Here is a 23,960-nt window from a genome sequence, read left to right on the forward strand (position 1 = left end):
TTGGGTGCCTGAAGCATGAATATAAAAAATATTCTTTTTGGTTTTTTTAGCTGTATACGCAGTATTTATATGATTTTTTTTAATATTTTTTCACCAAGAGAAACTCGCTTATATCCCGATGAGCCATTAAATTTATCATTGAGATATCGTGGCCGTATTATTTTAACTCGAAGTCCTGATGGTTTAGAGCGTTGTGTTGCGTGTAATCTTTGTGCTGCAGTCTGTCCCGTTGATTGTATTTCATTAAAAAAATCAGAAAATAAAGAAGGGCGCTGGTATGCAAAATTTTTTAGAATAAATTTTTCTCGTTGTATTTTCTGTGGTTTATGCGAAGAAGCTTGTCCAACTGCAGCCATTCAATTGATTCCAGACATAGAATTAAGTGAATTTAAAAGAAAAAATTTAATTTATGAAAAAAGTGATTTATTAATCTCAGGTCCAGGAAAATTTCCAAAATATAATTTCTATTCTATTTCTGGAGTAAAAAATGATAAAAAATCAAATGACGTAGTTTTAAAAAAGATATCAAACTGCGTTGATATTACATCTTTGTTGCCGTAAGGAAAAATTTTTATGGTTTTTATATTTTATTTATTTAATTTTTTTTCTGTTTTTTTTGCAATATTAATAGCACAAAGCAATAATCCTATTTATGCATTGATGTATTTAATCTTGCTAGCTTGTTCCATTGCCAGTATTTTTTTTTCGATAGGGTCTTTTTTTATTGGAGCTGCAGAAATAGTTTTGTACGCCGGAGCAATTTTAGTGTTATTTTTGTTTGTGGTTATGTTAATGAAAATGCAGGCGTATCATACGAATATAGAGTTAAGACAATTAAAAAAACTTTTTAATTTATTTATTTTAGTATGTGTTTTATTGTTGTTGGGCATATTAATTTTTCAATTTATTATTGAAAAAAATAAAGTATTAATATTTAAAACTGTTGCGCTCAAAAAAGTTGGTTTATGTCTATTTGGTAAATATATTTTTTTAGTAGAAATTGCTTCTCTTCTATTGCTATCCGCTTCGCTACTAGCTTATTTTTTTTTAAAAAAATAAAATTTATTTTTATTTTTCTATACGGGATGATATACAAAATTATGGTTTTTTTAAATCACGGAATTATAGTCTCTATTATTTTATTTTTTATAGGAATTTTTTCCTTGTTAATACATAATAATTTAATATATATACTCATTAGTTTAGAGTTGTTAACCAATTCTATTATGTTAATGATAATTTTGATTGGGCATTATTGGGGACAGTCAAACGGTCAGGTTTTTTATATCTTTATTATTACATCGGCGGCTACCGAGGTAAGCATATTATTAGCAATGTTTGTAAAAATTTATCGACGTTATCATACGTTAGATATATATAAATTAAGCGAGACCCATAAATGAATTTAATTTATTATGCTGGTATTTTTCCATTAATTAGTTTTTTTTTATTAGTTTTTTTTCAGAATCAACTTTCTAATAAGCGCGTTTCTGCAGTGAGCATTTTATTTCTTTTTTTATCTTTTTGTATTTTTGTATATTCTGTATATGATTATTACCACTCACTCAGTACATCAAACGTTTTTTTTATTCCTGTGTTTCGGTGGTTGACATTAGGTGATTATTGTATGCAGTTTAGTTGCATAATAGATTTTTTTTCCTTATGTATGCTAGGAGTAGTGCTTTTCATTAGTATATGTGTATATTTATTTTCATTTTGGTATATGAAAGATTCTCTTGAATACATAAAATATTTTATGTATATGAATTTATTTGTATCCTTTATGGTTTTTTTCGTATTAGCAAGTAATTTAATGAGCATGTTTTTTGCCTGGGAGGCAGTTGGGGTATGCTCATATTTATTAATTGGCTTTTATATGAATAAAAAGAATAATGGATATGCAGCTATTAAGTCATTTTTAATGACTCGTATAGGAGATGTATTTTTTTTAATTGCCATTTTTTTAATTATATTAAAATTTCATACATTAGAGTTTTTTGAATTAAAGTATTTTTCTAAAGAAATGATTTTTTTAAATAATCATACCAACTATTTGTTTTGGATGACGTTATTTTTAACGGTTGCAGCAATAGGAAAATCTGCTCAAGTGCCAGTACATACATGGTTAATAGGAGCTATGTCTGGCCCTACTCCTGCCTCGGCTTTAATTCATGCCGCTACTATGGTGGTTATGGGTATTTATTTAATTATTCGAACATATCCTTTATTTATTTGTAGCGATCGTGTTATGACATTTCTGTCTATTATTGGTTGTTTTACTATTTTAATATCAAGTCTGTCTGCTATTTTTGAAAAAAATATTAAACGCATTTTAGCTTTTTCGACGATGAGCCAAATAGGTTATATGTTTGTAGCATTAGGATCTAATAATGTAAAAGGTGCATTTTTGCATTTGGTTTCTCATGCTTTTTTTAAATCTTTATTATTTTTATCCGCAGGGTCTATTATAAAGCATGTTAACAATGAACAAGATATTTTTAAAATGGGCGGTTTATATAAAAAAATACCCTTTGTGTATATTACTTTTTTAATAGGAAGTGTTTCTTTAGTTTCTTTGCCCTTTATTACATCAAGCTTTTATAGCAAGGGAGATATTTTATTTCATTTGATGCATAGAAGAGAGCTATGGTTGATCGTATGTTGTTTTTTAGGAGTATTTTTTACATCCATATATTCATTGAGAATGATTTTTTTAATTTTTCACCGACAAAATTCATCTGATTTAATTTATATTAAAAAAAATGTTTTTTATTATGCGCCTTTATTGGCTCTTAGCGTAGGTTGCACGCCTGTGACTTGGAATATAACGTCTAATATTTTCTCCAATTTTTTTGGTAAATTGACTTTCTCTAATTCAGAATATGCGTATATGGAATGTATTACTTTTACTATATCAATCATAGGTTTTATTGCCACTTATGTGTTCTATAAATACGAAAAGTTTTTTTTGAAAAAAAATTTTTTACAAGTAATATTTTATCCTTGGTATATTTTGAGTACGAATTATTGGTTTTTTGATTTTATTTACTCTTATTTATTTGTGCGGGGATACATCAATATATCGAAGTATTTAGACAGTAAAAAGTTTTTTCATGTAGAGAATTTTTTTTACAGATATATTGTTTTTTTCAAGATGGAAATATTTAAGATAGAACCTTTTAGCGTTTTGTACCATGTAAGATGGTATCTTTTGTGCTTAATAGTATCTTGTTTAATTATTTTTATTAATCAAAATCATTATATTGAATCAATATACCCGTCAAACATAATGCTTATAAAAATTTCACATATATAACTTTAATATATTGGAAAAGGAAAAATATATTTCATGATGCTTTTAATTTTTATTTTTGTACCTCTTTTAGGGTCTTTTTTATCAATACTAACAGGTTTATTTAATAGCAAGTATCCGCGATATGTTGCTTTGTTTTCTATGTTTATTTGTTTATTAGGATCATTATTTTGTATCTATTATCATTATAAGAATCATGATTTAAATTCTGAAATATTTCCATTTATGGCCGTATATTATAAAGCGTGGCTTCCTTATTATGGAATTTCTTTTTACTTGGGTCTAGATAAATTATCATGGTGTATGATTTTTTTAACTTCTGTTTTAGGCTTGTTAGCAGTTTTTTGTGAATGGGACAATGTATACGATAAATCAGAAATATTTTATTTTTTATTATTATGCATGATGTCAGGGATTTTTGGTATTTTTTTATCTTTAGATATGCTATTGTTTTTTTTATTTTGGGAAATGATATTATTGCCTATGTATTTTTTGATTATTTTTTGGGGGAAGAGTTGTTTTGATTGTAGTAATAATATTTTTGTTGCTCATAAATTTTTTGTCTATTCCCAGTTATCTGGTTTAGTTTTATTGTTTTCTATTTTAAATTTATCACGTATTTATTATAATTTTTCAGGAATTTGGACTTTTAATTATTTTTTTTTAAAAAATGTTTCTTGTTCATTTTATACAGAAGTATTTTTAATGTTGGGTTTCTTGGTATCTTTTATAATAAAAATGCCCTTAGTTCCGTTTCATAGTTGGCTTCCAGATACTCAAGCATGTCTTTCTACATCAGGATCTATTGATTTAATTGGCGTTGTATTAAAACCGGCAATATATGGGTTATTGAGATTCTGCTTAATATTATTTCCTCGTGCTTTTAATTCGTTTTCTTTTTTTTTCGTAACTTTAGGATTATTTTCTGCTTTTTATAGCTATATAGTAGCTTTTTCTCAGACAAATTTAAAAAGATTAATGTCTTATTCTTCTATTGCTAGCATGGGGATAATTTTTTCTGCTTTAAGCAGTAAAAACATATTTGCTTATCAAGGCAGTTTTTTGTATTTATTTTCTTATATTATTTCTACGACGGCTTTATTAATATTGATAGGAAAAATTTTTCATTATACAGGAACGCAAAATATTTTAAAAATGAAGGGATTATGGTCTTGCATGCGATTTATTCCATCATTTTTTTTATTTTTTTCTTTTGCAAACTTAAATATTCCCTTCACTGGTAACTTTAGTGGTGAATTGATGATGTTTTTTGGCATTTTTTCATCATTTCCAGTTCTTGGTAGTTTTTTTGTTGCGACCTTGTTGCTTTCTTCTATTTATTCTGTGATCGTTATACAGCGTATGTTTTATGGAATCTCTGATTATAAAGGAATAATCGGGGAATTAAATATTTTTGATTTAATAACATTATCTTTTTTTGTTTTTTGCATCCTCTTTTTAGGATTATATCCAAAAATTTTTTTAGATTTTTGGCATGAAATACCAAAAAAGTTATTTTAACAAAGTATATCTGCTTTAATTATTAGGTAATAAAATTATGATTAGTTTATTAAATAATATTCTGCCAATATTGCCAATTTTAATATTAATTATTTCTATAATAATAATTTTTTTTATTTCTTTTTTTGATAACAAGACTAGTTTAGGTGCTATAGTTGTTATTTCTGCTATACTCTTAAGTATATTTTCTGTCTTGTGTTCTAAGCATTTATTGCTACACTATTTTTCTGAGTTTATTAGATTAGATCAGCATGCTTATCGCTGGATATTAATGTTATTAATATCTAGTTTATGTACTTGTTTATTTTCTTGTTCATGGCTAACTTATGATGACACTGCTGCTATAGAGTTTTATTTTTTTATTTTATTGGCTACCATTGGGGGAATCTTAGTAGCAATATCTTTTCATTTTTTTACTTTATTCCTTGGATTGGAATTATTATTTTTGCCTGTATTAGGTATTTTATCTTTTTTTTCAAAATTAGAAAAAAATTTATTTTCGGTAATGATTTATACGATATTATCTATTTTTTCATCAGCTTTATTATTACTAGGATTTTCTTTTGTGTATTTTGCGACAGGTAGGCTTTGTTTTTCTTTTTTATCATATTTTTTTTTATATTATCCTTCTATTATGATGGGAAATATTCTGTTGTTAGGAATTTGTATAATTTTTTTATCACTTTTTTTTAAATTATCATTATTTCCTTTGCATACTTGGTCTCCGGATATATATCAGAACTCTAGTTCTTGTTCGTTAATTTTTTTTTCTACAGTCACTAAGCTTTCCATTTTTTCTTTTTTAATACATATATTTAATTATTTTCCTTATATAAATAAAATATACCCTTTGTTTTTAATATTAAATATTGTTTCTTTATTTTCTGTTATATTTGGCAATATAGCGGCTATTATGCAAGATAATATACAGAGATTAATAGGATATACTTCTATTTCTAATTTAGGTTTTTTACTCATAATATTACTCAATAGCTCGTGTAAAGACTATGCGTTGGTTAGTCAACATATATATATATATTTAATTAGTTATACGTTAGGGTTAATTGGTTTTTTTGGCATTAAAAGTATTGTTGATTTCAATACATTAGCTAATTTGAATAGCAATATTGCAGGAAATTCGTTCACCGGATTATTTCGTCGAGATTGTATTTTGGGAGCTGCACTGACTATAATTTTACTATCTTTATCTGGTTTTCCGGTTACATTTGGATTTTGGGGAAAATTTTTTATTTTTAAGTATTTAATGCAAAAAAAATATTTTTTATTGACAGCGCTGATAATGGTTAGCAGCATGATAGGTATGCAGAGTTATTTGAGAATAATGTTTAGCTTGTACAACAAGCCAATTGACGAAAATACCAAATTAACAATTAATAATAATTATTTTATTTATAGATTGCAGAAATTATTAATTATATGTATTAGCTTAATATTAATAATATTAGGGTTTTTTCCGAATTTTATTCATGTGCTTATTTAATAAAATCCCTGCTAAGCAGATTTTTGAATAAATATTTTTGTTATTTTATTCGCGGTCAATAAAGATATTTACGTTTTCTAGAATTATAATATGTAACAGATTTTATTTTTTATGCCTTCATATAAAATAAACATAGTTCTTGTTATTTAAAACAGTAAAAATAAAGAAGAAGTATATAATATAATGTTGGAATATTTTCCAACATTTATTATTTTTCAAACATATTAGTTATTATAAATATAATATTTTTAAAAGTATGTGAAAGTTTTGGTGAACCTTTCAGTAATTCTTTTTTTTAATTGTATTTTTATTTAATGTAAATAATGGTTTTATTCGTTATTTAAATATTATTGTGAGGGGATTAAAAAAACATTTCTGAAATTGATTCTTCTTGATTAATTCGTCGAATAGCTTCTGAGAGTATTTTCGATACTGATAGGACTCGTATATTTTTTAAAAATTTTATTTTTGCAGACAAAGGAATGGTGTCACAGATAATGATTTCATCTATGTGTGATTTTTGGAGATTGTGGTGAGCGAGGCCAGAAAAAATAGGATGAGTGGCATATGCATAAATTTTGCGTGCTCCATTTTTTTTTAATGCTTTAGCTGCTTTGCACAATGTAATTCCTGTATCGATGATATCGTCAACTAGAATGCAATCTCTATTTTTTACTATCCCAATAATGTTCATAACTTGAGAAACATTAATACTAGGCCTTCTTTTATCAATAATTGCCATGTCTGAATCATATAATAGTTTCGCAATCGCTCTTGTACGAATAATGCCGCCCATATCAGGTGATACAAAGATTGGATTGAAAAATTTAATGGTCAATAAATCATTTAACAAAATAGTAGTACTAAATATATTATCTACCGGGATATCAAAAAATCCTTGAATTTGTTCAGAATGCAAGTCAATTGTTAAAATTCGATCTACTCCTACGTTAGATAAAGAATCAGCAATAACTTTTGCGGTAATCGGTACTCTGGAAGACCTAATTCTCCTATCTTGTCTAGCATAACCAAAATATGGAATTACTGCCGTAATACGTCCAGCTGATGCTCTTCTGAGCGCGTCAATCATAATAATTAATTCCATAAAATTATCGTTGGTAGGTGAGCATGTAGATTGTATTAAAAAAACATCCGATCCTCTGATGTTTTCGTTGATTTGTACGCTAATCTCTCCGTCGCTAAATTTGCTCACGGTTGCGTTTCCTAACTGGACTTGCAAATAATTAGCAATTTTTTTTGACAATTTTGCAACAGCATTTCCAGAAAATAATTTTATGTTTTCCATGGCGGTCCTTTTATATTATTATGCATATAAGTGCAATTATAAATATTTTTTATTATTTAAAAAGCGTGTATATATTTGAATTAATTTTTAAATTTAACCATAATTAAAAATAGTATTTTTCTTAAAAATAGGTTTTTAATGCCATTAATTTTTATTAATTGTAATATCCAACTAATTATAGATTAGTTTAGCTATTTATCTATCTTTCTATATTTCTTTTTTGCGAATAGAAAAGGTTTATATTATGAAAAAGTCAATAATCATGAAATTAAAAACATTAATAAAAAGGTATAAAGAGTTAGAGTTGATTTTATCCAATAATTATTCAGAATTTAATAAAGAAGAATTTTTAAAGTTATCTAAAGAAAAATCTGAATTGTTTGATCTAAATGAAACTTTTGCTTCTTGGTTATTAATACGAACAGAAATAAAAAATATTCAGTTATTATTGCGAGACCCAGAAATTAGTAAATTAGCTGAAGAGGAAATGGATGTAGCGTTACGCAAAAAAAAAGATATTGAGAAAAAAATTAAAAAATTATTGTTACCTGTTGATCCTTATGATAAAAACAGTTGTTTTATTGAAATTCGGGCTGCTACCGGAGGCAATGAAGCGGCTATTTTTTCCGGAGATTTATGTAAAATGTATATGCGGTATGCTGACATTAATTCTTGGAAGGTTAAAGTAATTAATATGCACGGTAGTGAGCAAGGAGGTTATAAAGAAATTATATTAAAAGTGATAGGTATTGGGGCGTGCGGGCGCCTAAAATTTGAATCTGGAGGGCATAGAGTGCAGCGCGTTCCTTTAACAGAGTCACAGGGACGGATACACACATCTTCATGCACTGTAGCAATTATGCCTGAAATTCTTCATACAGAAAAAATTATTTTAAATCCAGTAGATCTAAAAATAGATACCTTCCGTTCTTCTGGGGCCGGAGGTCAGCATGTGAATACAACCGACTCTGCTGTACGAATTACTCATATTCCGACGGGTCATGTAGTAGAATGTCAGGATGAGCGGTCTCAACATAAGAACAAAGAAAAAGCACTATCGGTATTATCGGCTAAAATTTCTTCAGAAGAGCGAGCAAAAAAAGAATTAGAAAATTCCTTGATGCGTAGAAATCTGTTAGGGACAGGATCAAGATCTGATCGAAATAGAACGTATAATTTTCCACAAAATAGAATTACTGATCATCGTATTAACTTAACTATTTATCGTTTAAATGAAGTTCTATCTGGTAAGCTAGATTTATTAATAGAACCGCTTTTACAAGAACATCAGGCAGATTTATTGCTGACAATTTAATTAAATAAGATTGATGGTGTATCATGAATGTTTCAGAGTGGTTATCATATGCTAAAAACAAATTATTTAGAAGTAAAACGCCTCAAATAGATGGAGAAATATTACTATGTCATGGATTAAAATTATCAAGAAAAGAATTTTTTTATAGTCAAAACAAAAAAATTAAAAGTAATGATTTTTTAATTTTAAATAGTTTTTTGTGTCGGAGGATGTTAGGTGAACCCATTGCATATATTATAGGAAAAAAGTCATTTTGGTCCTTTTCTTTATTTGTTTCCTCTGATGTATTGATTCCTAGGCCGGATACAGAGATTTTAGTAGAACAGGTTTTACTAAAAGCTTCTTCTTCTAGAAAAATTATTCTAGATTTAGGCACTGGTAGTGGAGCTATAGCTTTAGCCTTGGCCTCAGAGTGTTCTCAGTGTAATATTATAGGCGTAGATAATAATTTAAAAGCAGTAGCGATAGCTAGATATAACGCTAATTTATTAAATATTAAAAATGTTAATTTTATATATAGCGACTGGTTTTCAAACGTGCCTTTAAAAAAATTTCATATTATCGTTTGTAATCCCCCTTATTTATCGGAACAAGATTTTTCTAATTTTTTACCGGAGCTGTTTTATGAACCATATAATGCTTTAGTCTCAGGTCACTACGGTACAGAATGCATACAGCATGTTATAAAAAATGCATTTTTATATCTTCGATCGGATGGAGGGTGGGTATATGTAGAGCATTGTTATAAACAAACTCAGCGCGTTCGACTGATCTTCAAGAACAATTTTTTTGTAAATATTTTTTCTATACAAGATTATTCTCACCGATATAGAGTAACTTATGGTTATTTGAATAGAGGAAAATAATATTGTAAAATAAATTTTATTTTTTTATATATTTTTGCTTTTAAAATATTTAGGATGATATATGATAGATTTAAATAATATTGACTTTTCTAAGATATCAATATGTGAAGCGGTTATTAAAATTACCGCTCAAATTCGTGATGACGTCTCTGAAAAAGAAATGATGGACATATGTCAAAATAAGTCACGCGAGGCTCTTTTAGAGATTCCAGAAAAATTAGAAGAAGTTCAGAAGTTAAAACGATTATTAGCACTATTTTATAAAAAATGGAGATTCAGTGATTCTTGTCAAGCTTATAAATTATCTGAAATGCTATGGTTAAATAAAGTTTTTTTATCTAATTACGGAAACTCTTATTCTTTAGGTATTTTATTTTTATATATAGCTCATCTATTGAAAGTATCGGTAGTTCCTATAATTTTTCCGACCCAATTAATTTTAACATTTATAGATTCGGAAAAAAAAAAATTTTATATTAATCCTATTAACGGAGACATAGTAAATGAACATATTTTAGAAACATGGTTAAAGGGAAATATTAGCCCAGCTGCTGTATTACATATAAATTATTTACAAGAATCTCAACCGTTAGCTATTATAAAAAAAATTTTAGAGATGCTGAAGATAGCTTTAATTGAAGAGAAAGATATAGAATTAGCTTTGAGTGTAAGCAATATTTTGCTAACATTAAAACCTAAGGATCCGTACGAGATTAGAGACAGAGGGTTAATTTTTTCTCAATTAAGTTGTTATCATGTAGCGATGTCAGATTTGTTATATTTTATTGAACAATGTCCCGATGATCCTGTAAGTGATATTATAAAAATTCAAATGCATGCAATTGAACAGAAAAAAATTGTTTTTCATTAATTGAACTCGGGTTATTAGGGTTTTTCTTTTTATATTTTTAGATATTCTGCATTGTGGTGATTTTATAATTGTTGTTTGGCATAAAAATTAAATATAAAGAGATATGTTATTATGAAGGAAGTAATTTTAGTATTAAATTGTGGAAGCTCATCAGTTAAATTTTCTATTATTAATCCTATTAAAAAAATTTCCCTGATTCAAGGGATAGTTGAGACTATTCAGGGCGTGGTAGTATTATCAATCCAAGATTTTGTACTTCATAAAAAAACCATACAACGATTTGGTAAAATAGAAGTTTACGAACAATTAATTGTTCTAATTTTCGATCTTTTATCTAAGAGATATAAAAGTTATTTAGACAGCCTTATTGGTATTGGGCATAGAGTAGTTCATGGTGGACAGAATATAAAAACATCAATGATTATTAATGATCAAGTTTTGCTAAGTATTCAGAAAGCATCTATTTTTGCCCCGCTTCACAATCCTTATCACTTGTTATGTATAAAAGTTTCTTTACAAAAAATATTAAAATTAAAAAACTGTAATGTGGCTGTATTCGATACTTCTTTTCACCAAACTATGCCAAAAATATCTTTCTTATATGCTATTCCTTATTATTTTTATAGTAATCACGCTATTCGAAGATACGGAGCTCACGGAATTAATCATCTGTACATAACACACCAATGCGCACTAATGTTAAAAAAATCTATTGATCGATTAAATATCATTAGTTGCCACTTAGGTGGCGGTTCTTCTATTACAGCTATTGTAGAAGGTAAATCAATAGATACTTCTATGGGTTTAACGCCGTTAGAGGGCTTGGCAATGGGCACGAGATGTGGTGATATTGATCCGTATATAATTTTTTATATGGTTACTGAGTTAAGCATACCTCTTGAAGAAGTAAAAAAAATATTAACCGAAAAGTCCGGAGTATTAGGAATTAGCGCTTTAACGAGTGATTTTAGGGAGTTAGAAAGAAATTATTTTACTAACAAGAGAGCTAAATTATCTATTGATATTTTTTGTAATCGTGTATCTAAATATATTGGAGGATATTTTACCTCAATGCCGAAAAAACTAGATGCTGTTGTGTTTACTGGCGGGATTGGAGAAAATTCTAGCTTTGTTCGACAAAAAGTAGTAGAGAAATTATCTCTATTGGGCTGTTTCATAGATAATGAAAAAAATTCGATTCATGGTCTAAAGAATAGAAGGATACACTCTTCAAAAAGTATACCTATATTAGTTATACCTGCTAATGAAAATCAAATGATTGCACAAGAAACTTATGCATTATTAAAAAATTTATGATACTAAAATTTTCTACTTGAAAAAATATTTTCTGTTTCTTGAATTTATTTCAGAATTTATTTTTTTTAATTATCCACTATTATTTCAGTAAAACTTTTTATGAAAAATTACTCAGAAGAATTTAAGTTATTTTTACAAAAAAAAGCTTGTAGCCATATTAAAACAATTATTTTTCCAGAAGGGAGCAATTTAAAAATTATAAAAGCAGCTTCAATATGTAGTACATTAAAAATCTCTAAATGTATTTTGCTGGGAGAGAAAAAATATATTCAAGAGCTATCGCGTCGAAATCATATTGATTTAGATAACAACATTTTAATTATTGATCCTAGTAGGATTCGTTCAAAATATGTGCGCCAATTAATCGGTCTAAGAAAGAAAAAGGAAGTACTGAGTGATCATCAAGCTCTTCAGCTATTATACGACAATGTGATATTATCTCTTCTAATGTTGAGTAGCGGGGATGCAGATGGGGTAGTTGCCGGTATCAATCGTACAACAGCCGACGTCATACGACCTGCCTTTCAGCTTTTGCAGCATAATTGTAGAGATCCATTCGTATCTTCAGTATTTTTGATGTTATTTTCTAATCAAATATTGGTTTATGGTGATTGCGCAATCAACAGATATCCAGATTCTGCGATATTAGCTAAAATTGCTATACAGTCTGCAAATACCGCTACTGCTATAGGTATATTACCGAAAGTAGCTATGCTTTCATATTCTACAGGATCTTCAGGATCCGGAAAATCAGTAGATAGGGTTCGAGAAGCGGTGAAAATAGCAAAAAACTCTTGCCCTCAGTTATTAATTGACGGACCTATGCAATACGATGCAGCTATTTCACCAGAAATTGCTCAAATTAAATTACCCAATTCGGATGTAGCTGGTAATGCTACGGTACTTATTTTTCCAGATTTAAATTCTGGAAATATCACGTACAAAGCAGTACAGCAGGCATCACAAATTATATCTATTGGGCCAATTTTGCAAGGTTTAAAAAAACCAGTAAATGATTTATCTCGTGGAGCGTCCATTGACGATATTGTTTATACTACGGCCATGACTGTAATTCAATCCTTTTAGTAAAAAATTTTAAAAAATTATATTAACTGTTTTTTAAAATATAATTCATAAAATTACTATTATAATTATTTTCTATTAGAATAGTAATTCTATGATCCTAAGAGGGAAGGCGATAGGTTCTGTAAACCTACTACTTTTTCTTTTTTTGTCGTTCTGATTAAAATTACTCCTTGGGTATTTCTTTTTAAGACTGCAATTTCGGATACTCTGAGGCGAACAAGGGTGCCCGCATCTGTGATGATCATTACTTGGTGACTATGGTGTACTTGTATAGCTCCTACGACAATTCCGTTTTTTGGAGTTAAACGAATTGAAAGAACTCCTTTAGTAGCGCGTGACTTGATGGGAAATTGATTAATTTTAGTTCTTTTACCGTATCCGTTTTCTGTAACGATAAGAATATCATCCAGTTTATTTGGCGCGATAAGAGAAACTAATCGATCATTTTTAATAATTTTTATTCCCCGAATTCCCGACGCTGTTCGACCCATTTTTCTGATCTTTTGTTCGGAAAATTGAACTACTTTTCCTTGCGAGGTAAATATTAATATATTATCGTTACCATTAGTAAGAGCAACACTTATTAATTCATCATTTTTTCTTAAATGAATAGCAATAATTCCAGAATTTCTTGGTTTTTGAAATTGATTTAATGGTATTTTTTTTACATACCCTAAAGTAGTAGCCATAAATATATTAATAGAAGCTTTATATTCCGTGATAGGCAAAATAGCAGTAATTCGTTCTTTTTGGGTTAAGGGAAGTAAATTAATTATCGGTTTTCCTCGTGCATTTCTGCTAGCTTCTGGTAATTGATATACTTTCATCCAATATAATAAACCCCTGCTTGAAAAGCATAGAATTGTATCCAGTGAATTTGCAACTAATAAATTTTCTATTCGGTCTTCTTCTTTGGTTTTAGCGGCAGATTTTCCTTTCCCTCCTCTTTTCTGGGCATTATAATCAGAAATAGGTTGATATTTTACATACCCCGAGTGAGATAAAGTGACTACTACGGTTTCTTTAATGATCATATCTTCTATATGAAGATCGGATGTTTTTTTAATAATCGCTGTTCTTCTGGTATCTGAAAAATTTTCTTTTATTTTTAGTAGTTCTTTTTCAATAATTTTTTTGATTTTATGTGAGTGAGATAATATCTTTTTTAGCGTAATTTGTTTTTTGATCAAGCGGTGCAGTTCTTGATTAATTTTAGATTTTTCTAATGTAGTAAGTTTATTGAGCTTAATATCTAAAATAGCTAATGCTTGTTTTTTACTAAAATGGAAGTCTATGATTTGAGTATTAAGGTTGTTTTGATCGTTTAAAGATATATTTGTTGTCCATTTTATTTTTTCTAAATTTTTTCTTGCGATCAAATTATTATTTGATATCTTTATAATTCTAATAATTTTATCGATGTTTTTTAATGCAATAGAAAAACCTTCTAAGATATGTATTTTTTTTGTAAACTTTTTGAGTTTAAATAAACATTTTCTAATAATTATTTCTTTTCTATGCTGCAAAAATTCTTTAATAATATCTGTTAGGCTCAATTGTTTTGGTTGACCGGATGACAAGGCAACCATGTTAATTCCAAAAGATGTTTGAAGAGATGTGAGTGAATATAGTTTATTTAAAACAATATTAGTAATAAAATCCTTTTTGATATCAATAACTATTCTCATGCCATCTTTATCTGATTCATCGCGTATACCGGTTATGCCGTTTATTTTTTTTTCTTTAACCAAGATAGCAATTTTTTCAATTAATCTTGCTTTATTAACTTGATAGGGTAGTTCATGAACAATTAGAGATTCTTTTTTAGTTTTTTTATTTTTTTCAATAAAGTGTTTAGATCGAATTAATATTTTCCCCTTACCCGTTTTATACGCTTCTTTAATGCCTCGTGTTCCATAGATAATTCCAGATGTCGGAAAATCAGGTCCAGGAATATACGTCATAAGTTTTTTTAATGAAATACAAGGTTCTTTAAGATAGGCAATACAACCGTTAATAATTTCTTTTAAATTATGTGGTGGAATATTGGTTGCCATTCCTACAGCAATACCGGAAGATCCGTTGATTAGCAAATTTGGAAATTGAGTTGGTAAAATTTCTGGTATTTTTTCTGTTCCGTCATAATTTAAAACAAAGTTGGTTGTTTTTTTTTCTAAATCATTTAACATTTGATGGGTTATTTTAGACATACGTATCTCTGTATATCTCATTGCGGCAGCGGAATCGCCGTCAATAGATCCAAAATTACCTTGACCATCAATTAAAGGGTATCTCAATGAAAAAGATTGAGCCATGCGAACTATTGCGTCATATACTGCTGAATCGCCGTGAGGGTGATATTTTCCTATTACATCTCCTACAATACGAGCAGATTTTTTATAAGGTTTATTCCATTCATTATGTAATATGCTCATAGCAAATAATATTCTTCTATGAACCGGTTTTAATCCATCTCTTACATCCGGCAAAGCTCGGCCAATGATTACCGACATTGCATAATCAAGATACGATCTCTTTAATTCTTTTTCAATATCGACTTGTTTGATTTCTCTTGCAAGATCTTTCATTAATTTAATATCTCAATAATATAATGTTTATTATAGTCAAAATAGCTATATGATATTTTTTTTCAAAAAATCATTTTCCGTTTATATGAAGAAAAAAAAAATAATCAAAAAAAGTATAATTCTTTATTGAGCCTAATTGTTGCTGGTTTTATATAAAATATTGGCTTCTTAAATGTGTTTTTTTGCGAGTTAAGCGTATGTTTATAATAATTTTTATTTATATTGTGGTAGTTATCTTGAGCTATAGTAAGGATACACATTAAAACCGGTCATAATATATACTCGGTTTTAAAGATTATTTGATTAACAATAATATATAATTTATTTTATTTTTAATGATTTATTTTAAAAATTTTCCGATAAATATTTTTTTACTCCTTCAGCTGTTGCTCGCATAGCTTTTTTCCCTGGCTCCCAATTAGCTGGACATACATCGCCAAATTTTTCATAAAATTGCAATGCGTCAATGATACGAAGAATCTCTTGGATATTGCGCCCAATTGGTAGATCATTTATGGATTGATGCCTTATAATACCTAAGTGATCTATAATAAAGGAAGCTCTTAGAGCTACAGATAGCTCACTATGTTCGACTCCATAAGATTTTTGAATACTTTTTGTGATATCTGAAATCATAGGAAAATTTATTTTTCCAATACCGCCATCTTTTGGGGGAGTATTTCTCCATGCTTGATGAACATACACTGAATCAATAGAAACACCGAGAATACATGCTTTTCTTTTTTTAAATTCATGATATAAATTATTAAATGCAATTATTTCTGAGGGACAAACAAAAGTAAAGTCCATAGGCCAAAAAAATAATACTGCTGTTTTTCCGTTAGAATATTGCGTGAAATCAAAGTTATTAACTATTTTTCCGTCTTTTAAAACAGCTGATGCTAGAAAATTTGGAGCTTTTTTAGATACTAAAACCATTTTTTATTCTCCTGCATATACTAAGAAATATATTTAAATATAAATAATAAAAATAACGTATATTATACTATACCATATTTTTATAGAAACATAATATATTATATTTATTATTTTCTATATATAATTTATTATTTGCATAATAATTCTGTTATTATCTTTTTTTTGATTCAGGTATAATGATTTAATTTGGAGTGATTATGACAAATTTACGCTCTCCTACATCATGGAGAAATTTTTTTGTAAAAAAAAAAAAACAAAAAAATCTTATGCAGTTGTTAAAGAAAGTAAAATTTATTCGAAAAAATATTAATGTATATCCGGAACAAAAAATGATTTTCAATGCTTTTCTGTTAACCCCTTTGTTAGGCGTTAAAGTAGTCATTTTAGGTCAAGATCCATATTGCCGTTTTGGTCAAGCTCACGGGTTGTCTTTTTCTGTTCTTCGCGGGATACGGCTTCCTCCATCTTTAAAGAATATTTTTCAAGAATTAAAAAATAACTTTTCAATTTTTAATACACAAAAAATGCACGGCTGTTTAGAATCGTGGGCAGAACAAGGAGTTTTTTTATTAAATTCTATTCTAACTGTTTCAGAGGGTCTTCCGGGGTCGCATCGAGGAATAGGGTGGGAGATTTTTACCGATGAAGTAATTCAATTAATTAGCGATGTTTGTTCAGGTGTAGTTTTTTTATTATGGGGATCTTTTTCGAGAAGTAAACAGTATCTTATTGATCAAAAAAAACATTTTATATTACAAGCGTCGCATCCATCTCCGCGATCATGTTATCGAAGTTTTTTTGGATGCAGACATTTTCTAAAAACAAATATTTTGTTAAAGCGTCAAAACAAAAGTCCTATTAATTGGTTTAAAAATATGAAATATTAAATATTGGTTTTTATAAAAATAAATATTTTTTATAGTTAAAAAAAAAACAAAAAAAAAAGAGGTTCTTTATAAGCCTACAATAGCTTTTTTAATTATTTTTTTTTTAAAAATATACCCATTTTGAATGATAGTTTTAATTATTTTTTTATTTTGCGCAATATCGCTCTCTTGATTTGATTTTAAATTATGTATTTGAGAATCAAAGGGAACGTTAATTTGATTTATTTTTTTTATACTCCAGGATTTTAAGCTTTTTTCAAATATGTTTTGCGTTAGCTTTATTCCTTCTAGGACAGAATTCTGAGATACATGTGTGTGATGAGAGTTGCGCACCAAATAGTCAATTTTATCAATAACAGGAAATATAGATTTCAGAAATTCTTTAAATAGCTGTTTTTTAATGTTTTTTATTTCTTTTTTGTTTTTTTTTATTAAATTGTCTATTTCAGCATAATATCTTAGGCGTATATTTTTTTTTTCTTTTTTACAAGAAACAATTTTTTCTTCTATTTTTTTAACAATAGAAGAATTTTTTTTTTCTTTTTTTTCAATATTATCTTTTTTATTGTCATTAGTTTGATTGTGTTTTTTATTTTCTTTCATAACAACGTCCAACAAAGTGAGTATAATTGAGAATGCATTAAGCATAACAATTATTTAAAAAGAAATAGATAAATTAATATATTTTTATAAAATTTAAGAAGTTTAGTAAAAGTTGCGAATGAAATATAAGAAAAGTCATTTACAAGATCAACTATTTATGTAAAAAAATATTTTAAATGAAATGCGAGTCTTTATTTTAATATATATCCTTTATATCAAGAATTGTATATTTAATTAATTCTTGAGGACCAGATTTTCTCCTTACAATTGTGATTGTTATTAAATTATAATATTTAATTTCTTTCAATGTTTCAACACATAGTTATTTAATGTTTTTCTATTTTTTTATTTTTATCTAAATACTTAATTTTATATACATAATTTTTTCAGTTACATTAGCCTCATGTAGGCTATCATTTTTAAATCTATTGTATTCGACAGGAAAATATATTTTAATAACTCAGATTATACTTTTTTTTTAATGTTCTTTATTGGTAAAAAATGAAATAGAATTGTTTTTATTGTTATTTTGGAGCTGGCGGGATTCGAACCCGCGTCCAAAATTATTGTCAATAGTGCTCTACATGTTTAGTTTATTTGATTTTTTAATAGTTAATACTCAAATCAACAAAGTATTATTTTTATCTTGATTAATATAGCTTTGCTGCATCAAGAAAAACTGACAAAGCTATCTCTTTTCGTGATTAACCTTTCATAAAGATTTCTTTTCTATCCAAAGAGAAAAAATAGATTAGAAGAAAGGGCTTTATCTAGTTTTTTAAGCTGCTAAAGCGTAAGTTTGTTCGTTTGCATTTAATTAAATTGGTTTTTTAACGAGGCAAACCAATCCTCGACATGCAACAATATATTTAATATATTTTGTCAAATCCATAATCAGCCCCTATTCTCTTATTATATAGATTTTATGGTTTAATTCAATAGAAACGTTATTTTAAATATATTGTTTTATATTTTTATATTGTATATTATTAATATAAAATTTATTTTTTTTATTTCCCTAATACATAATTTAATTTTTATTAAACAATAGACCTTTTTAGAGAAATTAACCAATTCAATGAGTAATTTTAAGATGACAGACATCATTAGTAGAATAGAAAAGCAATTAAATGATAATACTGTTATCATTTATATGAAAGGCTCCCCGGAACATCCTAGCTGCGGTTTTTCGTCTCAGGCTGTCCAAGCGTTGTCGCTATGCACTTCAGATTTTGCATATGTTGATGTATTAAAAGATCCTGATATTCGATTAGCATTACCTAAATATGCTCAGTGGCCTACTTTTCCTCAGTTATGGGTTAAAAAGCGTTTAATCGGAGGATGTGATATTATTTTAGAAATGTTTCGTAATGGAGACTTGTTGTCTTTAATTAAAAGCTGTGCTTCTAAAAATAGAGAAAAGAATTAGTTTTTTTATTTTTTTATATAGACTTTATCTCATCGCGTTTTTTTCGGTGAGATAAATGAGTTGGCCAACCCCCTAGCCTTTTCCATCGATTTACTAGCTCGCAGAAAAGATGTGCTGTTTGTTTAGTATCGTATAAAGCAGAATGGGCCTGTGAAGTATCAAACGGTATTCCCGCTATCTTGCATGCTTTTGCAAGTACTGTTTGGCCGAATACTAGCCCACTGAGTGCAGCAGTATCAAATGTAGTGAATGAGTGAAACGGATTATTAATTATTCCAGTTCTTCTTGTAGCTGCCATTAAAAAGTTATGATCAAAGTTTGCGTTGTGCGCCACTAATATGCCCTTTTTACACTGATTAATGTTTATTTTCTTTTTCACGAATTTAAAAATTTTTTTTAATGCTTTTTTTTCGCTAACAGCGCCTCTAAGCGGATTAAACGGATCAATTTTGTTAAACGCGACAGATTCTGCTTGTATGATTGATCCCCGGAATGGTATGACGTGAAAGTGTAAGGTATCATCAATTTGTAGCCAACCTAATGTATTCATTTTTAAAGTGACAATAGCGATTTCTAATAATGCATCAGTTTTTGCATGAAACCCAGCGCTTTCTATATCTATTACGACTGGATAAAATCCTCTAAATCTCTTGTTAATAGTATTTTGTGCATCTTTTTTTATGGACATGTGAATCTCAATTGCGATCAATAATATAAATATTAAGAGTATTTTTGTTTAATTATATAAAATTATAATCATCTTAATCTAATAACTCAATATATTTAAAAAAAAATAATTATTTAATATGATAAGATAAAGATGATAAATTTAATGAACATGAAGTATTGTTTATATTATTGCCTTAAAGAAATGACTGATATGCATGTAGTAACTTATATTGCAGTGAGTTTTTGATGACTAGATTAAATAAATATTTTATATATATTAAATATTCTACTATATATTTTAATTTTATTAATCGCTTAATAGTAACGGAGTGAGAATTTATTGTAGAAAAACTTTTGTATAATAGCAGTTAAGATTTAATGAAAATATTGTGTTTTTAACGTATCCTAGGTAACGATGTATAAGCTTTTTATTAAAAACTGTTTAGAATTTTTTATAAGTTCTCGGGTGATTTTAGCAATATTTCTTAATTACAGGATATATGTTTTCTTTGATAAAAATTATTCTTTTTTCATGCATATACGGGATAAGCATACATGCTTATTTCTTTTATGGCCTAAGAGAAGAATACATATTTTCGATCAAATAGCATAATATATTTTAAAAGGTTGATTTTTGAAAAAAATAAAAATGATCGTCGGTTTAGGAAACTCCATTCATCGGTACCTTGGCACAAGACACAACGTTGGTTTTTGGTTTATTGATGCGCTATTAGATTTTTATAAAGGCGTTTTGAGATATAAAAAAAAATTTTTAGGTTTCGTAACTTCCGTTGTGATAGAAGATAATACAGTTTACGTGCTAAAGCCTAACTTATTTATGAATACTAATGGTCATGCGGTAGCAAATTTATCATCTTTTTACAATATTCAGTTATCAGAAATTTTAGTAGTGAGAGATGAATTAGATTTATTGCCTGGAGAATTACAAATAAAATTTGGAATCAGACACAACGGGCATAATGGTGTTAAAAGTATAATTAAGTATTTTAACAAGAAAAGCGCTTTTATGCAGCTATGCATAGGAATTGGTCGCCCTCAATCTATAGGTAGTATAGCTAAATTTGTCTTAGAAGCGCCTAGTTCAGAAGAAAAAAAAATGATCAAAAAATCAATTGTAAGATTTATTGCTTTAAACAAAGGAGAGTTATATAAACAAATTACTAAAAAAAAATTCTTTAAATGAATAGATGTATGTATTTATAATTCATGCGCTGGTTTATATTTTTAATTCGATAGGTATAAAATATTGTGGTATATAAATTTGGAATTATTGGATTGCCTAATGTAGGAAAGTCAGCATTATTTAATCGATTAACGAAACTGAATGTTCCATCTAAAAATTTTCCTTTCTGTACCATTGCTCCAAATTTAGGCATGGTTTCTGTTATTGATAACCGATTAAAGAAGCTAGCACTTGGTTTTGAATCAGAAAAAATTGTATATAGTGTTGTTCAGTTAGTCGATATAGCGGGTTTGGTAAAAGGAGCTTCTACCGGAGAGGGTTTAGGAAATAGATTTTTAGAAAAAATTAGAGAATGCCATGCAGTCATACATGTTACGCGTTGTTTTAAAAACGACGATATTATTCATGTATATGATGCTGTTGATCCTGCGCGCGATATTGATATTGTGAATTCAGAATTATTGTTATCTGATCTTGATTTATGTGAAAAAACGGTTCAAAGACTTTTAGTGCATAAAAGTCAGGTTCATGTACGTGATGATAATACAATGAATTTGATGCATCGTTGTATACAAAAACTACAATTAGGTGTAGCACTAAGGGATATTAAGTTTACACATACAGAATTGATGTATTTGAAACAATATCGTTTTTTAACATTAAAGCCTATGATTTACGCATTAAACATGGCCAACAACTTTGATCTAAATATTGATTTAAAGGCATTTTTTAAAAATATCAACATTAATAAATTAACGATTTTTCCAGTTATTGCAGATGCGAAAGATCAAAATAAAAGAAATAATATAGATGATTTACCATGTCATTTAATGTCAAAACAGATTAATGATCTTAATAATTATGATAAGATTGTTCAAGTCATATGTCATATGTTAAAGCTAAAAACTTTTTTTACTGCTGGGCCAAAAGAAACTAGGTCGTGGTTGTTTCGTTCAGGTAGCACGGCATTACAGGTAGCTAGCTTAATTCATTCTGATTTTTCTAAAGGTTTTATTAGAGCTCAGGTTATTTCATATGATGATTTTATTAGCTTGAGAAGTATGTATAAAATAAAAAAATTTGGCAAACTGCGTAGTGAAGGGAAAAAATATCTAGTAAACGACGGCGATATTATAAATTTTTTGTTTAATGTATAAGAATAGTTTTCTTCGAAGACAGTATTTCAGGTTAAATGAGTAAATCATTGTTTAGAAAGGAAAAATGTATTCCTTTCTAAACAATGATGCTTTTTAAATTTTTGTTAACAAAAAGTTTTTTAATTTTAAAAAATCGGGTTTCATTTGGTGTGATAAATTTTTTAAATGGATTCTCGATTGTAAAGATTCTGGTAGATCTATGTGGGTGTTTAATATTTTTTCTACTGTATCTTGAAATTTTGACGGATGAGCAGTACCTAAAAATAATCCGAAATCTGTTTTATGCATATTTTTTTTTAATATTCGATATGCTATAGCTGCATGTGGCTCAGAGGTGTATCCTTGTTTATACAATTCTCGCATGGATTTTATAGTTTTTTCATCAGATACGCTTTCAGATTTAAGAGTATTAAGGTTCCATTTCTTTCTTTTAAATATTTCCTCTACTCTTGGCCAATTATTGGGTTGACTAATGTCCATAGCATTTGAAAGAGTAGATATAGTATAATTAGGTTTCCAGATTCCGGACTCTAAAAATCGTGGAATTGTGTCATTAGCGTTAGTAGCAGCAATGAATGATTTGATAGGTAGTCCTAATGATTTTGCAATTAATCCTGCCGTTAAATTTCCGAAATTCCCACAAGGAATAGATATCACAATATCGTTATGATGTTTTAGCGGAATTAATGCAAAAGCTTCAAAATAATAACAAATTTGAGCTAATAAACGACTAATGTTAATAGAATTTGCGGAATTTAATCCGATTTTTTTTTTTAACTGAACATCATTAAATGATTGTTTTACTAGGTATTGGCAATCATCAAAACTACCATTAATAGCAATTGTGTGTATATTTTTTCCTAATGTGCAGAATAATTTTTCTTGTAAAGAACTAATCCTTCCCTTGGGATATAAAATGACTACTCGAATATTGTCCATACGATAAAACGCATGCGCTACCGCTGCCCCTGTGTCTCCAGAAGTAGCTGTTAATATGGTCATAATAGAATTTTTCTCTTTCCAATGAGAAAGCATTTGAGCCATAAATCTTGCTCCAAAGTCTTTAAAGGCTAATGTTGGGCCGTGAAATAATTCTAGACAAGAAATATTTTTTTTAATGGATACGAGTTTTGGTTTTGTAAAAGAAAATGCTTTTTTGACTTTTTTTTTTAGATCTTTTAATGGAATTTCATCGGATATAAAATGTGATAGTATGTGTGTGCTACGATTAATAAAATCCATTTTTATTAAATCGTCTAATGCCCGAGCACTAAATTTTGGTAAATATTTTGGGAAAAATAATCCTTGTTTTTTTCCTAAACCTTTTTTAATTGCGTTTAAAAAATTCACTTCTTCGCTATTATCTTTTAAATTGTATAATTTCATTA

The 23,960-nt window shown here is 28.0% G+C and carries 21 protein-coding genes and 1 other RNA gene; 15 read left to right on the top strand and 7 right to left on the bottom strand.

The features are described from left to right. The first annotated feature begins 15 nt into the window (after window positions 1–15). Genes nuoI through CINFORN2912_RS00570 form a run of 6 tightly spaced genes read left to right on the top strand, consistent with a single transcriptional unit; the run spans window position 16 to window position 6,335 of the window. Window positions 16–561, top strand: coding sequence for an NADH-quinone oxidoreductase subunit NuoI (nuoI, locus tag CINFORN2912_RS00545; RefSeq protein WP_075433721.1), 546 nt, complete (start codon window positions 16–18; stop codon window positions 559–561). Window positions 562–573: 12 nt separating this feature from the next. Then, window positions 574–1,059 carry an NADH-quinone oxidoreductase subunit J gene (locus CINFORN2912_RS00550; RefSeq protein ID WP_075433722.1) on the top strand — a complete coding sequence of 162 codons (486 nt, stop codon included), beginning with the start codon at window positions 574–576 and terminating at the stop codon, window positions 1,057–1,059. Between the two features lie 26 nt (window positions 1,060–1,085). Further along, window positions 1,086–1,403, top strand: a complete 318-nt coding sequence (gene nuoK / locus CINFORN2912_RS00555) for an NADH-quinone oxidoreductase subunit NuoK (RefSeq protein WP_244268590.1) — start codon at window positions 1,086–1,088, stop codon at window positions 1,401–1,403. Beyond that, entirely contained in the window at window positions 1,400–3,316 is a 1,917-nt protein-coding gene (locus tag CINFORN2912_RS00560) for an NADH-quinone oxidoreductase subunit L (RefSeq protein ID WP_075433724.1), read from the top strand. The genes nuoK and CINFORN2912_RS00560 overlap by 4 nt, the downstream gene beginning before the upstream one ends. A gap of 33 nt (window positions 3,317–3,349) precedes the next feature. Continuing rightward, on the top strand, window positions 3,350–4,834 hold the full coding sequence (locus tag CINFORN2912_RS00565; RefSeq protein WP_075433725.1) for a complex I subunit 4 family protein: 1,485 nt from the start codon (window positions 3,350–3,352) through the stop codon (window positions 4,832–4,834). Between the two features lie 37 nt (window positions 4,835–4,871). Then, the gene (locus CINFORN2912_RS00570; protein WP_075433726.1) at window positions 4,872–6,335 is read left to right on the top strand and encodes an NADH-quinone oxidoreductase subunit N; all 1,464 of its coding nucleotides are present in this window, start codon (window positions 4,872–4,874) and stop codon (window positions 6,333–6,335) included. Window positions 6,336–6,696: 361 nt separating this feature from the next. Here CINFORN2912_RS00570 and CINFORN2912_RS00575 read toward each other — a convergent pair whose 3' ends face one another. Continuing rightward, on the bottom strand, window positions 6,697–7,641 hold the full coding sequence (locus CINFORN2912_RS00575) for a ribose-phosphate pyrophosphokinase (protein ID WP_075433727.1): 945 nt from the start codon (window positions 7,639–7,641) through the stop codon (window positions 6,697–6,699). 244 nt (window positions 7,642–7,885) lie between these two features. On the opposite strand from CINFORN2912_RS00575, the gene prfA reads away from it, so the two are divergent. The 5 genes from prfA (at window position 7,886) to pta (ending at window position 13,096) form a co-directional block, all read left to right on the top strand. Continuing rightward, window positions 7,886–8,956 (top strand): peptide chain release factor 1, encoded by a 1,071-nt coding sequence (prfA, locus tag CINFORN2912_RS00580; protein ID WP_075433728.1) that lies wholly within the window; start codon window positions 7,886–7,888, stop codon window positions 8,954–8,956. Between the two features lie 23 nt (window positions 8,957–8,979). Further along, the gene (prmC, locus tag CINFORN2912_RS00585; RefSeq protein ID WP_075433729.1) at window positions 8,980–9,822 is read left to right on the top strand and encodes a peptide chain release factor N(5)-glutamine methyltransferase; all 843 of its coding nucleotides are present in this window, start codon (window positions 8,980–8,982) and stop codon (window positions 9,820–9,822) included. A 61-nt stretch (window positions 9,823–9,883) separates the two neighbouring features. Next, on the top strand, window positions 9,884–10,693 hold the full coding sequence (locus CINFORN2912_RS00590; protein ID WP_075433730.1) for a tetratricopeptide repeat protein: 810 nt from the start codon (window positions 9,884–9,886) through the stop codon (window positions 10,691–10,693). A 111-nt stretch (window positions 10,694–10,804) separates the two neighbouring features. After that, window positions 10,805–12,010, top strand: a complete 1,206-nt coding sequence (locus tag CINFORN2912_RS00595; protein ID WP_075433731.1) for an acetate/propionate family kinase — start codon at window positions 10,805–10,807, stop codon at window positions 12,008–12,010. Window positions 12,011–12,109: 99 nt separating this feature from the next. Then, entirely contained in the window at window positions 12,110–13,096 is a 987-nt protein-coding gene (pta, locus tag CINFORN2912_RS00600; RefSeq protein ID WP_075433732.1) for a phosphate acetyltransferase, read from the top strand. Between the two features lie 89 nt (window positions 13,097–13,185). Here the strand turns inward: pta and gyrA are convergent, their stop codons facing one another. Both gyrA and CINFORN2912_RS00610 read right to left on the bottom strand, forming a co-directional pair. Further along, window positions 13,186–15,684, bottom strand: a complete 2,499-nt coding sequence (gene gyrA / locus CINFORN2912_RS00605; protein WP_075433733.1) for a DNA gyrase subunit A — start codon at window positions 15,682–15,684, stop codon at window positions 13,186–13,188. Between the two features lie 345 nt (window positions 15,685–16,029). Continuing rightward, window positions 16,030–16,623 (bottom strand): peroxiredoxin, encoded by a 594-nt coding sequence (locus CINFORN2912_RS00610; protein WP_075433734.1) that lies wholly within the window; start codon window positions 16,621–16,623, stop codon window positions 16,030–16,032. Between the two features lie 197 nt (window positions 16,624–16,820). Between CINFORN2912_RS00610 and ung the strand changes: the two genes are divergently transcribed. Then, a complete protein-coding gene (gene ung, locus CINFORN2912_RS00615) occupies window positions 16,821–17,510 on the top strand; it encodes a uracil-DNA glycosylase (RefSeq protein ID WP_075433735.1) in 690 nt (229 codons plus the stop codon). Window positions 17,511–17,576: 66 nt separating this feature from the next. On the opposite strand, the gene CINFORN2912_RS00620 is transcribed toward ung, so the two are convergent. Further along, window positions 17,577–18,113, bottom strand: a complete 537-nt coding sequence (locus tag CINFORN2912_RS00620) for a nucleotide exchange factor GrpE (protein WP_075433736.1) — start codon at window positions 18,111–18,113, stop codon at window positions 17,577–17,579. 527 nt (window positions 18,114–18,640) lie between these two features. After that, window positions 18,641–19,015, bottom strand: a transfer-messenger RNA (tmRNA) gene (gene ssrA / locus CINFORN2912_RS00625). Between the two features lie 176 nt (window positions 19,016–19,191). Between ssrA and grxD the strand changes: the two genes are divergently transcribed. Continuing rightward, entirely contained in the window at window positions 19,192–19,542 is a 351-nt protein-coding gene (gene grxD, locus CINFORN2912_RS00630) for a Grx4 family monothiol glutaredoxin (RefSeq protein ID WP_432416201.1), read from the top strand. Window positions 19,543–19,555: 13 nt separating this feature from the next. On the opposite strand, the gene rnt is transcribed toward grxD, so the two are convergent. Continuing rightward, window positions 19,556–20,230: a ribonuclease T gene (gene rnt / locus CINFORN2912_RS00635; RefSeq protein ID WP_075433738.1), complete on the bottom strand. Its 675-nt coding sequence runs from the start codon at window positions 20,228–20,230 to the stop codon at window positions 19,556–19,558. A 615-nt stretch (window positions 20,231–20,845) separates the two neighbouring features. Between rnt and pth the strand changes: the two genes are divergently transcribed. Both pth and ychF read left to right on the top strand, forming a co-directional pair. Continuing rightward, window positions 20,846–21,415: an aminoacyl-tRNA hydrolase gene (pth, locus tag CINFORN2912_RS00640; RefSeq protein WP_075433739.1), complete on the top strand. Its 570-nt coding sequence runs from the start codon at window positions 20,846–20,848 to the stop codon at window positions 21,413–21,415. Window positions 21,416–21,480: 65 nt separating this feature from the next. Beyond that, complete coding sequence (ychF, locus tag CINFORN2912_RS00645; RefSeq protein ID WP_075433740.1) at window positions 21,481–22,572, top strand: redox-regulated ATPase YchF; 1,092 nt, start codon at window positions 21,481–21,483, stop codon at window positions 22,570–22,572. Window positions 22,573–22,665: 93 nt separating this feature from the next. Here the strand turns inward: ychF and thrC are convergent, their stop codons facing one another. After that, complete coding sequence (gene thrC, locus CINFORN2912_RS00650) at window positions 22,666–23,958, bottom strand: threonine synthase (protein WP_075433741.1); 1,293 nt, start codon at window positions 23,956–23,958, stop codon at window positions 22,666–22,668. Window positions 23,959–23,960: the final 2 nt, after the last annotated feature.

Source organism: Buchnera aphidicola, assembly GCF_900128725.1.
Classification (GTDB): Bacteria; Pseudomonadota; Gammaproteobacteria; order Enterobacterales; family Enterobacteriaceae; genus Buchnera_F; species Buchnera_F aphidicola_K.

Excerpts from the sequence above, each read along its gene's own strand:
- nuoI (WP_075433721.1), top strand. The coding sequence starts at position 16 with ATGAATATAAAAAATATTCTTTTTGGTTTTTTTAGCTGTATACGCAGT.
- CINFORN2912_RS00550 (WP_075433722.1), top strand. The coding sequence starts at position 574 with ATGGTTTTTATATTTTATTTATTTAATTTTTTTTCTGTTTTTTTTGCA.
- nuoK (WP_244268590.1), top strand. The coding sequence starts at position 1,086 with ATGATATACAAAATTATGGTTTTTTTAAATCACGGAATTATAGTCTCT.
- CINFORN2912_RS00560 (WP_075433724.1), top strand. The coding sequence starts at position 1,400 with ATGAATTTAATTTATTATGCTGGTATTTTTCCATTAATTAGTTTTTTT.
- CINFORN2912_RS00565 (WP_075433725.1), top strand. The coding sequence starts at position 3,350 with ATGATGCTTTTAATTTTTATTTTTGTACCTCTTTTAGGGTCTTTTTTA.
- CINFORN2912_RS00570 (WP_075433726.1), top strand. The coding sequence starts at position 4,872 with ATGATTAGTTTATTAAATAATATTCTGCCAATATTGCCAATTTTAATA.
- CINFORN2912_RS00575 (WP_075433727.1), bottom strand. The coding sequence starts at position 7,641 with ATGGAAAACATAAAATTATTTTCTGGAAATGCTGTTGCAAAATTGTCA.
- prfA (WP_075433728.1), top strand. The coding sequence starts at position 7,886 with ATGAAAAAGTCAATAATCATGAAATTAAAAACATTAATAAAAAGGTAT.
- prmC (WP_075433729.1), top strand. The coding sequence starts at position 8,980 with ATGAATGTTTCAGAGTGGTTATCATATGCTAAAAACAAATTATTTAGA.
- CINFORN2912_RS00590 (WP_075433730.1), top strand. The coding sequence starts at position 9,884 with ATGATAGATTTAAATAATATTGACTTTTCTAAGATATCAATATGTGAA.
- CINFORN2912_RS00595 (WP_075433731.1), top strand. The coding sequence starts at position 10,805 with ATGAAGGAAGTAATTTTAGTATTAAATTGTGGAAGCTCATCAGTTAAA.
- pta (WP_075433732.1), top strand. The coding sequence starts at position 12,110 with ATGAAAAATTACTCAGAAGAATTTAAGTTATTTTTACAAAAAAAAGCT.
- gyrA (WP_075433733.1), bottom strand. The coding sequence starts at position 15,684 with ATGAAAGATCTTGCAAGAGAAATCAAACAAGTCGATATTGAAAAAGAA.
- CINFORN2912_RS00610 (WP_075433734.1), bottom strand. The coding sequence starts at position 16,623 with ATGGTTTTAGTATCTAAAAAAGCTCCAAATTTTCTAGCATCAGCTGTT.
- ung (WP_075433735.1), top strand. The coding sequence starts at position 16,821 with ATGACAAATTTACGCTCTCCTACATCATGGAGAAATTTTTTTGTAAAA.
- CINFORN2912_RS00620 (WP_075433736.1), bottom strand. The coding sequence starts at position 18,113 with ATGAAAGAAAATAAAAAACACAATCAAACTAATGACAATAAAAAAGAT.
- grxD (WP_432416201.1), top strand. The coding sequence starts at position 19,192 with ATGAGTAATTTTAAGATGACAGACATCATTAGTAGAATAGAAAAGCAA.
- rnt (WP_075433738.1), bottom strand. The coding sequence starts at position 20,230 with ATGTCCATAAAAAAAGATGCACAAAATACTATTAACAAGAGATTTAGA.
- thrC (WP_075433741.1), bottom strand. The coding sequence starts at position 23,958 with ATGAAATTATACAATTTAAAAGATAATAGCGAAGAAGTGAATTTTTTA.